Genomic DNA, 15,634 nt, shown 5'->3' with positions numbered 1-15,634 from the left:
TTAGAAATTATATTGCTAATAAATTTTCAATCAAAATCATCAAATCTAAAAAAACACAATCACTTTAGTAAAATTACAAAAACTATTTTCCTCAAAAAACTTACAATACTAAACAAAAAAAGTCCCGCACATTGCGGGACTTTTTATATTTAAAAAACCTTAAGAATTATTTTTTCTCTGATTTTTCCATTTTAGCTTTCAATGCAGCTAATACATCATTGTTATCTCCTAAAGTCGCAGCTGGTGCGTTAGTAGATGCAGCAGAAGCATTTTCAGTTGCAGCTTTCACGTTTTTCTCTTCTTCTTCACGGAAGATAGCAGTGTGAGAAGCAACTACTCTTTTGAATTCTTTGTTAAATTCGATTACTTTGAAATCAGCAGATTCACCTTTTTTCAATTTCTTACCGTCTTCTTTTTCAAGGTGACGAGTTGGAATGAAAGCAACGATATCATCTCCAAATTCTACAGTAGCTCCTTTGTCAACAATTTCAGAGATTTCTCCGTTGTGGATCGTTCCAACAGCAAATGAATCCTCATACTGATCCCAAGGATTAGCAGTAGTTTGTTTGTGACCTAAAGATAATTTACGTCCTTCAACATCTAACTCTAATACTACTACGTCAAGTTTTTCACCAACGTTTACAAACTCAGATGGGTGTTTGATTTTCTTAGTCCAAGATAAGTCAGAGATGTAGATTAATCCATCAATTCCTTCTTCTAATTCTACGAAAATACCAAAGTTTGTAAAGTTTCTAACGATACCTGTATGTTTAGAACCTACTGGGTATTTAGAAGTAATGTCAGTCCATGGATCTTGAGATAATTGTTTGATACCTAATGACATCTTACGATCGTCTCTGTCTAAAGTTAAGATTTGAGCCTCAACAACATCACCTACTTTTACGAAATCCTGAGCAGAACGTAAATGAGTAGACCATGACATTTCAGAAACGTGGATTAAACCTTCAACACCTTCAGCAACTTCGATGAAAGCACCGTAATCAGCAATAACAACTACTTTTCCAGAAACTTTATCACCAATAGTCAAGTTAGCATCTAATGCATCCCATGGGTGAGCGTTTAATTGTTTCAATCCTAATTGAATTCTTGTTTTCTCATCATCAAAATCAAGGATTACAACATTTAATTTTTGGTCTAATTCAAGAACTTCAGATGGGTGGTTGATTCTTGACCAAGAAAGGTCAGTAATGTGGATTAATCCATCAACACCACCTAAGTCAATAAATACACCGTAAGAAGTAATGTTTTTAACAACACCTTCTAATACTTGTCCTTTTTGTAATTGACCGATGATTTCTTTTTTCTGTACTTCAATATCAGCCTCGATAAGAGCTTTGTGAGATACAACAACATTTTTGAATTCGTGGTTGATTTTTACCACTTTGAATTCCATAGTTTTGTTTACGTAAACGTCGTAGTCTCTAATTGGCTTAACATCAATTTGAGATCCTGGTAAGAACGCTTCAATTCCAAAAACGTCAACGATCATACCACCTTTAGTTCTGCATTTAACGAAACCATTAACGATTTCTCCAGTTTCATTAGCAGCAATAACTCTATCCCAAGATTTAATAGTACGTGCTTTACGGTGAGATAATACTAATTGACCTGTTTTGTCCTCACGGATGTCAATTAATACTTCAACCTTGTCACCTACTTTTAAGTTTGGATTGTAACGGAATTCATTTAAAGAAATAACACCTTCAGATTTAGCATTGATATCAACGATAACGTCTCTATCTGTAATTCTAACTACAACTCCTTCAACTACTTCTTCTTGATCAGTAGAAATGAAAGTTTTAGATACTAGTTCTTCAAACTCTTGTAAGTTTTTTTCATCTACTGCATCAATACCTTCTTCAAAGTTGTGCCAGTTAAAATTTGCTAAAAACTCTTCTTGTGATTTAATTTGTTCAGACATGCTGATAAAAAATTTGTATTCTGTGTTCGCTCGAGTTTCTTAATGTGATAGAAAACAACAGAAGTTGTTTGTATAATTAGTTGATACCTAAAGGAAACTCTTATTCACCAAAAGGTGTGCAAAATTAAAACTTTTATTTGTAATCACAAAACAAATCACGCTGATAATCACTAAGTAAACCAAATAATAACCTAAACAATGATTTTTATCGGTTTTAGAAGCAGAAAGCACTGATTTCCAAATGAACTTACCTCCTGCTGTCCGTTCTATCTCTTGTCTCGTCTTTTAGGACGAGACAAGAGGATGCCACTTCCATCAGGGCTATTTAGGACGTTTTGTTTTCAGAAGAGATTTTGTAAAAATATTTTGATATATTTGATTATCAAAATATGATTTTACGACACAATAATTAATTAAAATAAATGAATAACGAAACTATAAATAAAATTGCTTTTTTAAAAGAAGCAATACTTAATGATAAATTAGTTGTTTTTGCTGGTTCAGGTGTGTCTGTAGAATCGGGTATTCCACTTTGGAATGATTTATTGAATGGTATAAAAACAAAATTAAATTTCGATGCTACAAAAGAAAATGATGCTTTAAAAATTGCTCAGTTGTTATTTAATGAAAAAGGCGAAAAAGAATATTATGACATTATAAAAAGTCTTATTTACAATAATAGTAAAAATAGTTATAATCCTTTACATGAGTTAATATTTCAACTTAATCCTCAACATATCGTTACAACAAACTATGATAATTTTTTTGAACAATTTACAGAAAATGAAGGATTACCTTTTTCATTAGTTGTAAAAGATGAAGATTTACCATATGCAAAACATAAAAATCTAATAATTAAATATCATGGTGATTTTGAAAACCACAATATTGTCTTAAAAGAAACAGATTATTTAGAATTTTCGAAAACAAATACGCTTAAGGAAATATTTGTAAAATCACTGTTCAGTAATAAAGTTATCCTTTTTGTAGGATATAGTTTTTCTGATATAAATTTAAAGTTATTAAGTCGCGATGTGCAATACATTTTAAAAAAACATCATCAAAGTGCTTATATGTTAGATATATCAGATTCAATTTCTGAATCTGAGAAAATGTACTATAAAAACTTAGGAATTAATATCATTAATTATACTCAAGCTGACAAAGAAATACCTGATTTGAATAGTAATTATGATGACGAACAACTTAAATTAAGTTCACATAGCTCTAAAGCTTATAAATTATTAAATTATCTCAATGAATTCAATTTAGACAAACATAAAAATAATCTTGGCGAGATATTAAATAACAATCAAATCATTGAAGAACTACACAGAACATTTCAAAAATTTCATTATTTTAGAGTTTTACCAAAAAACTTTCTATCTAATTTATATCCACTAAACAAAAACACAAAATCTTCATTAAACATTAGAGACAACATATTTATATGTTTTAATAATGAATTATACAATCTAATTCTTAAATTTCAAGGAAAAGAAGATAGTTTTTTTGATGATATTCAAAAAGAAAAAATTCTTTATTGTTTAGAACGATTATGGTATTCAGGTGTTTATTATATCGCATTACCTGAACAAAATTCAGATTCAAATACTAATCATGATTTTATAAAAAATACTTTAATTGATTTAAAAACTAAAATAAATTTAGATGATAATTGTGATTGTTTAAGTTGCAATCTAAATTCATACAAATATTCAGATATTATTGGTAAAATTGAAAAATATGTCATAACAAGTTCTTCCAATTTAACAGATGATTTAAATTACGCTAACACACTTTACAAGTTAAAATATAACTACAAATCTCTTTGTGCTTTCCAACAAATTTATTATAAAGCAAACAAAAAAAAACGGTTCGAAGTAAGTTTTATAGCTATTTATAATGTGCATTGGTTAGCTAAGTTTCAGAATTTTTTTTACGAAGATTACGTAAACGAAACCGACTATGCCAAAGTGAAAAAAATTAAAAAAAACATAGATTTAGACAAAGAATTATTTAAAATAAAATATCTAGTAGACGAAAAAGTATATGAACTTCTAAGAGAAATTAGAAGTGGCATTTACATGCAACGTTTATGTGATGATATTGATGAAAAATATCAAGAAATACCCGAAACAAAAAAATTAATAGAACGCGGAGGTGGTTCTTCAAATAACGACATCAATAATCTATACAAATCTATTATTAAATTAGAAAATTACAGAGAATTAAATTTCATTAATATTAATGGCTATTCTAGAATAAATAAAGCAATTCAAAAATCCATTAATGCTTTTGTAGTTGCATACTCTATGAAATTTCTGGAGAACGACTTTGAAAATTCTTTCTTTCTTACACCTCACATGAAAAGTTATAATCATTTTTTAATTAAGGAAATTATTGAATATGCAGAAACAGAAAAGCTAGATGTTTTCATTAGAGAAAACAAACTTGAAAATATTGAAATTTCAAATGAAAGTATTTCTAAAATTTTCTTGTACATATCAAATTTATTAGATTCTGTTACATCACGCAATCATTATTCATCAAAACCGATTAAAAATCGCTTAGTTGTTGCAAAATTAAGTTCAATCAATAATTTTAGAATATTAGTTTTAAAACAACTTGATAATATTTGCTTAGTATTAACATACTTTAAATTCCCTAATGACCAACTGAATGAATTATATAAAAAATTAAACATTTTCATAAAATTTGTAAAATTCAATAGCGTTTTTGATTATCAATATTTAGGCAAATTATTATTAAAAAAATACTCAGAAATTGATAGTGATTCACTCTTAAATACGTTGCATATATATTACTCAAACAACCGATTTGATCAAAACTACGAATGTATTTTAGATGTTTTAAATGCTAAAGATGAAAATTTTACAACAAATCTTTTTGACATAAATCAGTTTGAAATTAACAATAGTAAATCGAATTATCATATAGTATATGCATGTTTAGATGAAGAACTTAAAATAAAATTTAAAGACAAACTCAGAAGTTTTCTGATTTCAGAAGAAGCTGAATTATTTATGCTTTTTAGAGCAATTTACAATAAAATACTAATTGAACCACAAATTCTAAAAAAATACAAAACAGAAATACAAAAAATTCTAATCAATTATAAAAGTAAAAACGGAAAATATAAAAAAACAATAGATTACAATATTATTAATTTTTATCGTCTGGTTTATTTAAAAATTATAGATCTGAAAGATTTTGAAAGTATAGAAATAAAAGATGACTATTTTAAATTTTTATTCAATCTTAGCAATTTTCCACCCAATCAATTTAACCCTGAATGGTTAAAAACAACAAACTCTAAATGTTTTTTTGAAAAATTTAAAGAAGTAGATTATATAATTCCTACTCTTGAAAAATATTTAATAAACAATGACGATATAGAGCTTATGAAAATATATTTCAGGTTAAAAAAAGAAAAGGAAACAATCCCGACTAACATCTGATTACCCTCGTTGCCGCACGAAATAAAATTCAACAAAATCAATCCTTTAGTGTGGCATCTTGATTAACCATAAGTCTAAACACTAGAAACTACAATTTTAAAAACAAAATCGAACAACTTAATAAGTTCCCTCATTCTTCAGGATGACAAGTCTGCGTTAAAAAAACAACCATTCAAAAACTGAAAAATTGACATTTCTTTCTTAAAAATTAATAAAATTTTCAGAATAAAAATCACATCAAAAAACACAACAACTAACTTATTGTCAGTTTATTCCAAATGGTATTTTCTTTGCTATTCAATTATAAAAAGATTGTTTAACTTAAAATTTTATTATTATGACAGTTGTTAGATATCAAAACCAATGGCCTAGTTTATTTGACAGATTTTTTAATAATGATTTTGAAGGTTGGAATAGAGACAATTTTTCAATAACCAACACTACACTACCTACTTTAAACATTAAAGATAAAAAAGATGCTTTTTTGGTAGAAGTAGCCGCTCCGGGATTTGAAAAATCAGATTTCAAAATTGAACTGAATAATGATTTATTAACGATTTCTTCAGAAAAAAAACTAAACAACGAACTCAAAGATGGAGAACGAATTACCAAACAGGAATTTAGTTACCAGTCTTTTAGCCGTTCCTTTACGCTTCCGGAACTTGTGGATGAAGAAAAAATTGTAGCCAAATATGAAAATGGAATTTTATCGATTGATATCCCTAAAAAAGAAGCCGTAAAACCAAAATCTCCAAAACTTATCAGTGTTAAATAAACTGTTGTCTACAACAAAAAAATGAAACTGTCCAAAAATAATTTTCGGACAGTTTTTTTTGTTTTCAAGTATCCCAAAACTAACGAAACTTTAAAAAAACCAACTTTTATTCACTTTTTTCCAATCAAATAAACCGCTAATAATCAAACAACTACAAAATAAATCAATTTTATAACTGTTTTTTATTTGTATTTATTCTAAATAAAAATAAATTTGCAAAAAAATTAATATTTCTACCATGAGAAAATTTTGCATAATAGCCCTATTAAGTCTAACAACGATAGTAAGCGCACAAAGTGGTTCTGTAAAAGGAAAGATAAGAACCGAAAACACTCCGGATTATTTATTTTCAACCGTAATAATTAAAGAAAACAATCGTCAGGCAGATGCTGATAAAAATGGAAATTACGAACTTAAAAATTTAAATTCCGGAACCTATACCTTACTTTTTACAGCTTTAGGATACATTAGTCAGGAAAAAAAAGTCACCTTAACCGAGAACGAAAATACAATCATTAATGTTACTTTGAAAGAAAACATAAATGCTTTACAAACGGTGGAAATTATCGGTAGAAAAGAAAAGTCATATAAAAATACCCGTTCTTTTATTGGTGCAAAAACTGAAATTGCATTAAAAGACCTGCCACAATCGGTTTCTTATGCTACAAAAGAATTAATTGCCGATCAGGGAACGATGCGCGTGGGAGAATTGGTCAAAAATTTTAGTGGCGTAACACAATTCACCTTTTACGATGATATTTCCATCAGAGGATTTAGAATTAACGGACAAAGCAACACCCAATTATTAAACGGATTACGAACTTCTACGGGTTTCTGGAAACAGCCCTTAACCAATTACCTTGAACGTGTAGAGGTTTTAAAAGGTCCTTCTTCTGCCCTTTTCGGAAATGCTTCTCCGGGTGGTGTGGTGAACAGAGTTACTAAAAAACCATTGGATCAGGCTGCTAATAGCATCAGTTTTTCAACCGGAAGTTTTAATACCCTAAGAGCTTTAGGAGATTTTACGGGACCACTTAATGAAGACAAAACGCTTTTATACCGTTTGAATGTTGGTTACGAAAATGCCAATTCGTTTCGTGACTTACAATTTGACAAAAACATCGTCATTGCTCCCTCCTTTTCATTCCTGCCTAATGACAAAACGCGTGTAAATTTTGATTTAATCTACAACAGTTCTAAAAGTACTTTAGACAGAGGACAATCTACTTATGAAAATGACTTGTATTCCACTAATATTAGACAATCATTAAACGCTACCAATGATTACTTAAATGAAGAAACTTATATTCTTACAACTTCATTAAATCATCAATTAAGTGACAATCTTTCTTTTTCGGCATCTTATATTCGTACAGGATACAATGAAGATTTATTAGAGCATCGCGGTGCTAATAAATATGCTGTAGATGGTGCTGGAGTTTCTATTCCAACTGAAATTGAAATGCAGGTTTTTATGCGAAAACGCAAAAGATACATTGATAATATTTCAAGCTTTTTTGTTTATAAAACCAAAACAGGAATACTCGATCACAACTTAGTTTTTGGGTATGACTATGCTCAGGAACAACTTCCTGCTGGAGCTTCTCAGTTGGAGGCAAAAGGCTATAGAAATGCAGCCAATACTGGTGCTATTAACACTTACAATCCCAATAATAGTAGTGCTTATTTATTAGATGCTGACGGAAATCCTGTTCCCAATGTCGCTCATTTTGACTTGTCTGACCCATTAAGTTCTCAACAACTTAAGGATATGAGTAAATATTTTTATACTACAAGAGCTTACGACCCTACTTTTTACTCTACCTATGGAATCTATTTGCAAGATCAAATAAAATTAGGTCCACTGAAAGCTTTACTTGGTGTGCGCTATGACGAATATATTGATAGAGAAAACTACACCAAAGACAATGAAAAGAAAGTAAAACAACATTCCTTTTTGCCACGTGTGGGACTTACTTATACTCTGACGCCAAATATTAATCTTTACAGTACTTATGTAAAAGGATACAATCCGCAAACGGCATCGGTACTTTCTAATCCAAATGCTGGTGGCCCTTTTGATCCACTGGAAAGCAATATGATTGAATTTGGTGGAAAATCATCATGGTTTAACGAAAGTTTGTATGTGACTTTAGCATTCTATAAAATCAAAGAAAAAAATAGCTTGTATAGCGCCAATGATTCCAACAATGTGGATTTAATGCGAGCTATTGGTGAACAGGAATCCAAAGGAATCGAAATTGACCTTAATGGTCGAATCACCAATCAATGGAGTATTTCGGCAGCTTACTCTTTCAACGAAGCCAGTATTACCGATAGTCCGGTAGCTAGTGAAATAGGCCGACAAAAACCAAATACACCTAAACATCAAGGGAATATTTGGTCAAGATATAATTTTACCGAAGGAGCTTTGAAAGATTTTGGACTGGCTTTTGGTTCTAATTTTGTTACCCGACGTAACCTGAGCATTAGTGCTACCCAAACAATTCCAGGTTATACCGTAATGAATGCTGCTTTGTATTACACTATTAACAAATTCAAAATCCAGTTGAATGCCAATAATATTGCGAATAAAACCTATTGGGTAGGTGGATATGATTACATTCGATTATTCCCAGGAGCGCCTAAAAACTGGTTATTAACCTTAGGTTATTCTTTTTAAATCGCTTTTATTTGCAATCCCAAAAAATACTTATTCAACAAAATTAGTATGAATAAACAAATCAAGAAAAGCATTGGAAAAATACATTTATGGCTCGGACTTGCGTCCGGGCTTGTTGTATTTATTGTAGCTCTTACCGGAAGTATTTTAGTTTTTGAAGAAGAAATTGATCCTTTAATTCACCCCGAATTTTACAAAGTAGAAACTATTGGAAAGTCTAAAAAACCAATAGATTATGCTATAAATACATTAAAAAAAGAATACGCAACAGACACTATTAACCGTATTTATACTTTTAATGATCCTGAACGTACCGTTCTTGTAATGGGCAAAAATACCAAAGACAACACTTTCTTTTTTGCTGTGAATCCTTATACCGGAAAAATCGTCAGTAGTATGGAGCAAAAAAGACATTTCTTTTCCATTGTCAATAAATTACATCGCAGTCTTTTACTTGGAGAAACTGGAAAATTCATCACAGGTTGTTCTTGCTTAATTTTCATTATTATACTATTAAGTGGCCTATTTTTATGGTGGCCAAAAAAACTCAAAAACTTAAAACAACGACTGACAATTAAATGGAATGCTTCATTCAAGAGAATCAACTGGGATTTTCACTCTGTTCTTGGTTTTTACAGTTTTCTATTTTTATTGATCATTGCGCTTACAGGACTAACTTGGTCGTTTAAATGGTTTGAAAACAGTCTTTATTATCTAACGGATGGCATTTCCAAAAAACCATCCATTAAAGTAACCAATCCGCCTAAAGTTGATACTATAAATAATAAAACATTTTTCTATCAAAGTATTTTAGATCAAACAAATGAAATCTATTCGTACCAAGGGAACGTTCAGATAAGAATGCCAAACGACACGGTTAGTAGTATTTTAGCAACCAAAGAAAATACGGAAAAAACAATTCCTAATCAATCCAGTATTGCTTATTTCGACCGATATACGGCTAAAATAATTCAAACAAAACCCTATGAATCCTTTACAAAAGGAGATAAATTAAGAAGACTTATTTATCCTATACACACTGGTAGTATCTATGGTTTACCCACTAAAATTATTGCTTTTTTAGTATGCCTTTTTGCTGCTAGTGCACCAATTACAGGATTTTTAATTTGGTGGGGACGAAAAAGAAAAAAACATTAAAACTCAAAGAGCCTTATTTTTATTTTTTTCGAAATTAAATCACTTGAAGAATTAACTGATTCTTTGCTTGACCAAATCTAAAACCAATTCAAACTGTTCTTCCCTGTTTAAATTAGAATTATCTATTTCAATAGCATCTTCCGCTTTAACTAAAGGCGAATTACTTCTGTGGGTATCGATATAATCACGCTCTTCTACGTTTTTAAATACTTCTTCAAAAGTTACCGAATCTCCTTTTTGAATCAATTCATCGTAACGCCTTTGAGCGCGGGTTTGCGCACTGGCATTCATGTAAATTTTGAGTTCGGCATCCGGAAAAACAACGGTTCCAATATCTCTTCCATCCATTACAATTCCTTTGTTTTTTCCCATTTGTTGTTGTTGTTCTACTAATTTGCTTCTAACCTCAGGAATTTCAGCCACTCTGCTTACAAAACCAGAAACTTCAATGGTGCGGATTTGCTTTTCTACATTTTCTCCATTCAAATACATTTCGGCAAAACCTAAATTGGGATTAAATTGAAATTGCAATTGAATACTTGGCAGACTATTAATTAAGGCTTCTTTGTCAAAATAATCCGTTTTTATAAAACCTTTTTGCATCGAAAAAAAAGCAATAGCACGATACATTGCTCCAGTATCTACATATACATAGCCAAGTTGTTTTGCCAATTGTTTTGCCAAAGTACTTTTTCCTGTTGATGAAAACCCATCAATTGCAATGGTTATTTTTTTATCCAAAATCTAATTATTCTAATGTTGATTGTAAAAAGCAATAAAAGTACATCTTTTTAAACATAGCAAACAAAGAAAAACTTGATATTATTAGCACAAAAAAAAAAACGGTTGTTGAAAATTCCAACAACCGTTTTAACATCAAAATTTAGTCTTTATTTTATTTATCTCTTGTAAAAGGAATTGTTCTTCCATCTCCTACAAGCATATCAAAACCAGATTTGTCTTCATTAAATTTAAATTTCAAACCAGCACGTTTTGATTCAAAAGTATCTTTTCCAATTGACTCTACTGAAAAACTAGAGAAATCTGGAATATCAACATTCAGCAAAGTATTTTTTTCTGTTATAGTAATTTTAAAAGGCAATCTAGTATTAGAAAACACCCCTAAATAAGCATCATAAATCACATCTTTCTCTACTAAACCTGAAGCTGCCGTCCACACATTATTAGTTTCATTACTATCAGGGAAAACATGATCCGGATCTAAAGTAATGCTATCAATTTCTTCCGTAGAATTGTGTTTAAAAGTCCATTTTACATTTTTCTGCCAAACTTCGACCGGTAATTTTACACGATCCACTTTCCCACTTTTTAATTTAATATCTAAAACTACAGGCATCGGCATTTTTTCGAAATTTTCAATCGTAATAAACACCCCTTTGGCTGGATTGTTCTTAATATATTTTATTGAATTTATGCCTTGATCAAAACGCCAGTTGTTTTCAAACCAACCTCTCCAAAACCAACTTAAATCCTCTCCTCCTACATTTTCCATAGTTCTAAAGAAATCATCCGGCTGCGGATGTTTAAAAGCCCAACGGTTGATATAAGTTCTAAAAGCCAAATCAAAACGCTCTTCTCCTAATATTTGTTCTCTTAAAATCACTAATCCCGCACTTGGTTTAGAATAACACAAATCACCAATATTAGCTTCTTTCATATTATCTGGCGAAGTCATAATAGGTTCTAATTCAGGATCAGTATAAGAAGCGCCACTATCATGCATATCTTCTTTTTCGTCTTTGAATTCTCCATTATTAAAATCAATATCACTCAATGAATTAATAAAAGTATTAAAACCTTCGTCCATCCAACCAAACAAGCGTTCGTTAGAACCTACAATCATAGGAAACCAGTTGTGCCCAAATTCATGATCGGTAACTCCCCATAATCTCTTTCCTTTTGATTTCCAACTACAAAAAACAATTCCTGGATATTCCATCCCTCCTTCGTTTCCTGCCACATTAGTAGCCACCGGATAACTGTACTCAAACCATCTTTTGGAATAATTTTCTATCGAATGTTTTACATATTCGGTAGAACGCCCCCAAGCTTCATTACCAGCACTTTCTTCGGGATAAACAGACAAGGCCAACGATTTTTTACCACTTGGTAAATTAATTTGAGCACCATCTAAAATAAATGCAGATGATGAAGCCCAAGAAACATCGCGAGCATTATTCAATTTGTAATGCCAAGTTTTAGTTGTTGCTGCTGCAGTATTATTAGCTGCAATTACATCACTAAGCGAACGAATCATTACAGTGCTATCGCTATTCTTAGCTTGATTAAATCGCTTAAATTCTTCAGCAGAATACACCTCTTTTGGGTTTTGCAATTCCCCGGAACAAACTACAATATGATTAGACGGAGCTGTAATTGAAATATCAAAATTACCATATTCCAAGTAAAACTCAGAAGCGCCCAGATATGGATTTGTATTCCAACCTCTTACATCATCATACACGCACATACGAGGATACCACTGTGCAATAGTGAAAATTTTCCCGTTTTTAGTTTCTAAAACTCCTGTTCTATCAGAACCTTCATTCGGAGAAATATAAGAGAACTCAATTTTAAATTCTACTTTTCCTCCCTTAGATTTTAATTCTTTTGGAAGAAAAAGCTGCATTCTAGTATCAGTTATTATATACTTAGCCTCAATATCTTCTACTTTCTTATTATCGATTTTAACAATTTTAACCGATTTAATTTTATGTCCTCCATCAAAAATTTGTCCCTGACGACCGTTCCTACTTCCTGTTACAGGAACAACGGCTTCACCTCTGGAATCTCCTTTAAAAAGATTTTGATCTAAATTCAGCCATAAAAAAGACATGTTGTCTGTGCTGTTATTCGTATATGTAATCACATCGGTACCTGTGATTTCATTAGTTTGGGCATTCAAACTAGCAGTCAATTGATAATCAGCTCGATTCTGCCAATATTCTGCTCCTGGCTTCCCACTGGCTGACCGTGTTGTTGTTCCATTTTTAGAATAAAAAAATGGTGCAAAAGCATCACGATAATTGTAATTTGAAACTTGTTTATCTACTATAGTTTCTTGTGCAGTTAGAGAGGAAACTCCTAATAATATAGCTATTTTAAAAACAGCTTTGAATCCATTTATTTTCATAATTTTCCAATTTGAAACAAATTAATAAAAAAAATCACAAATAAGTTCTATATAGTTTAAGCTTTAATTAAATTTTATGAAATATCTTTATCACAACTAAATTTACATCTAAAACTATTATCATTTTGACAACAACAATTTCAAACCAATTTATAACTGCAAAAATAAATCATCAAGGAGCCGAACTCTATTCCTTACAATCTAACAAAGACAATAGAGAATACATTTGGGAAGGAAATCCTTCTTTCTGGGGTAAACATTCTCCTGTTTTATTCCCAATTGTTGGAACACTTAAAAACAATTCTTATCAAATCAATAACCAGAGTTATAAGCTGCCTCGTCATGGTTTTGCCCGTGATATGAATTTTGAATTAATTGAACAAAAAGAAGATAGTGCTACTTTTTCAATTCAATCTTCAAGCGAAACGCTAAAAGTCTACCCTTTCAAATTCGAATTTCAGATTCATTATTCTGTTCAGAATACAAGATTAAACGTTACTTACAAAGTAATCAACAAGAATGACTCAGAATTGCCTTTTTCTATCGGAGCACATCCTGCATTTGCCTTAGAAGGCAATTTTGAAGACTACGAACTTGAATTTGAAAAAGAAGAACCTCTTGTTTATTCTTTATTAGAAAATGATTTAATTTCAAATCAAACAGCAACATTAATAAAAAATGGAAATTACATCAATTTAAACTATTCTTTATTTGAGAATGACGCTTTGATTTTTAAAACACTAGCATCCAAAAGTATAACTATTTCCAAAAAACAAAAGCCTTTTTTGAAAGTTCATTTTCAAGGTTTTCCTCATTTAGGAATTTGGACAAAAATAAACGCTCCTTTTCTATGTATTGAACCTTGGTATGGTTATTCTGACACTAATCAAGCTACAGGAAATCTTTTTGAAAAAGAAGGAATTCAAATCATTGAAGCTAATGAAGTCTTTAATTCAAACTTCAGCATTACACTTTTTTAAAATTAATATTTGCAGAATCCCGGTTATTTACTTCTCCCATCACAATTAACATAATTATAGTAAATACTTTACACTAATAAACATACTTTTGCCTACTTAACTGCCATTTTACATCAAAAAATGCTGGCAAATATAACTGTGAAAAAACTCAGCTTCTCTATTTTTTTTTTATTTTCAATAAAAACACAAAGTCAATCTTATATTAAAATTAATGGATTATCTGCTTTAGTAGGCGTTCCTCAAGTAGGTATCGAAACAAGTATTAGAGCTAAATCAACTTTTAGCGTTGATATTTTTGCTTCCTTTTGGAAATCATTTGATGGAAAACCAATGCAAGCCTATATGCTTACTCCTGAATACCGTTATCATTTTAAAGAAAAATATAATGGTTTTTATGTTGGAGCTCATGCTGGTCCAGATATTTATAAATTACAAAAATGGAATTATTGGGGAACTAATAAGTATGAAGAAGGATTAGGTTATCGTATAGGAGCTACTATTGGATATTAAAAAAAGCTAAGTGATAAGTTTACTTTAGATGCTTTTATTGGCGGAGGATGGCATCAAGGATCCTACAAAGGATATTATACCGATGGAACTCCTGGAAGATATGAAAACAAAACAGATTATAATAAAAGTGGTGAATGGCTTCCTTACAGAGGTGGCATTATGATTTCATACAAGTTGTAATTACAATTTAATCAAACTTAGGTAATGATTTAATATATAATTCTTCTACTTTTTTTCTAGCCCAATCGGTTTTTCTTAAAAAAGTCAAACTGGATTTGATGCTTGGATTATCCGTAAAACATTTGATTTTTATTAATTCACCTAAAGTATCAAATCCATAAAAATCAACTAACTTTTCCAGTATCGTTTTTAATGTCTTTCCATGAAGCGGATCGTTTGAAATTTGCTTTTCCATGAAGCAAATTTAAATCAATTTTACTTAAAAATTGTGGAATTTTAGTAATTGTTCCTACATTTGCAATCCTATGCTAAAAACTGTCAACATACTAAATAAAAGAGCGCGTTTTGATTATGAAATAATCGAAAAGTTTACTGCTGGAATTGTACTAGCGGGAACAGAAATCAAATCGATACGATTAGGAAAAGCCAATATAACTGAAAGCTTTTGTGAATTTAACGCAAATAACGAACTCTTTGCCATAAATACCTATATAGAGGAATACGCCTTTGGAAATCAATTCAATCACAAATCCAGAAGTGAAAGAAAACTACTTTTAAACAAACGTGAGTTAAAGAACCTAGCCAGAAGTGTACAAGCTAAAGGACTAACTATTATCCCTTTGCGATTATTTACCAATGAAAAAGGAATAGCCAAATTAGAAATTGGACTTTGTAAGGGTAAGAAAAACTACGACAAACGTGAATCTTTGAAAGAACAAGATACCAAACGTGATTTGGACAGAATAAAAAAAGCTTTTAATTAATTTTAA

The 15,634-nt window shown here is 30.5% G+C and carries 11 protein-coding genes; 7 read left to right on the top strand and 4 right to left on the bottom strand.

The window, feature by feature from the left end:
• Positions 1-166 precede the first annotated feature (166 nt).
• A complete protein-coding gene (gene rpsA / locus AC4FRF_RS15605) occupies positions 167-1,942 on the bottom strand; it encodes a 30S ribosomal protein S1 (RefSeq protein ID WP_491160875.1) in 1,776 nt (591 codons plus the stop codon).
• A 422-nt stretch (positions 1,943-2,364) separates the two neighbouring features.
• On the opposite strand from rpsA, the gene AC4FRF_RS15600 reads away from it, so the two are divergent.
• From AC4FRF_RS15600 to AC4FRF_RS15585, 4 genes are all read left to right on the top strand, one after another.
• Entirely contained in the window at positions 2,365-5,424 is a 3,060-nt protein-coding gene (locus AC4FRF_RS15600; protein WP_491160873.1) for an SIR2 family protein, read from the top strand.
• Positions 5,425-5,761: 337 nt separating this feature from the next.
• Positions 5,762-6,199: an Hsp20/alpha crystallin family protein gene (locus AC4FRF_RS15595; protein ID WP_491160871.1), complete on the top strand. Its 438-nt coding sequence runs from the start codon at positions 5,762-5,764 to the stop codon at positions 6,197-6,199.
• 238 nt (positions 6,200-6,437) lie between these two features.
• Positions 6,438-8,882, top strand: coding sequence for a TonB-dependent siderophore receptor (locus AC4FRF_RS15590; RefSeq protein WP_491160869.1), 2,445 nt, complete (start codon positions 6,438-6,440; stop codon positions 8,880-8,882).
• A gap of 48 nt (positions 8,883-8,930) precedes the next feature.
• Positions 8,931-10,040: a PepSY-associated TM helix domain-containing protein gene (locus tag AC4FRF_RS15585; RefSeq protein ID WP_491160867.1), complete on the top strand. Its 1,110-nt coding sequence runs from the start codon at positions 8,931-8,933 to the stop codon at positions 10,038-10,040.
• A 51-nt stretch (positions 10,041-10,091) separates the two neighbouring features.
• Here AC4FRF_RS15585 and cmk read toward each other — a convergent pair whose 3' ends face one another.
• Together cmk and AC4FRF_RS15575 are read right to left on the bottom strand one after the other, a co-directional pair.
• Entirely contained in the window at positions 10,092-10,781 is a 690-nt protein-coding gene (gene cmk, locus AC4FRF_RS15580; protein ID WP_491160865.1) for a (d)CMP kinase, read from the bottom strand.
• Between the two features lie 154 nt (positions 10,782-10,935).
• Positions 10,936-13,194, bottom strand: a complete 2,259-nt coding sequence (locus AC4FRF_RS15575) for a M1 family metallopeptidase (RefSeq protein ID WP_491160863.1) — start codon at positions 13,192-13,194, stop codon at positions 10,936-10,938.
• Between the two features lie 125 nt (positions 13,195-13,319).
• On the opposite strand from AC4FRF_RS15575, the gene AC4FRF_RS15570 reads away from it, so the two are divergent.
• Together AC4FRF_RS15570 and AC4FRF_RS15565 are read left to right on the top strand one after the other, a co-directional pair.
• Complete coding sequence (locus AC4FRF_RS15570) at positions 13,320-14,174, top strand: aldose 1-epimerase family protein (protein ID WP_491160861.1); 855 nt, start codon at positions 13,320-13,322, stop codon at positions 14,172-14,174.
• 120 nt (positions 14,175-14,294) lie between these two features.
• Positions 14,295-14,684 (top strand): DUF3575 domain-containing protein, encoded by a 390-nt coding sequence (locus AC4FRF_RS15565; protein WP_491160859.1) that lies wholly within the window; start codon positions 14,295-14,297, stop codon positions 14,682-14,684.
• 187 nt (positions 14,685-14,871) lie between these two features.
• Here AC4FRF_RS15565 and AC4FRF_RS15560 read toward each other — a convergent pair whose 3' ends face one another.
• Positions 14,872-15,099 (bottom strand): VF530 family protein, encoded by a 228-nt coding sequence (locus AC4FRF_RS15560; RefSeq protein WP_491160857.1) that lies wholly within the window; start codon positions 15,097-15,099, stop codon positions 14,872-14,874.
• A 70-nt stretch (positions 15,100-15,169) separates the two neighbouring features.
• On the opposite strand from AC4FRF_RS15560, the gene smpB reads away from it, so the two are divergent.
• Positions 15,170-15,628 carry an SsrA-binding protein SmpB gene (gene smpB, locus AC4FRF_RS15555; RefSeq protein ID WP_491160856.1) on the top strand — a complete coding sequence of 153 codons (459 nt, stop codon included), beginning with the start codon at positions 15,170-15,172 and terminating at the stop codon, positions 15,626-15,628.
• Positions 15,629-15,634 lie beyond the last annotated feature (6 nt).

Source organism: Flavobacterium sp. ST-158, from assembly GCF_058309975.1.
This window is presented reverse-complemented; position numbering and strand designations above follow the sequence as displayed.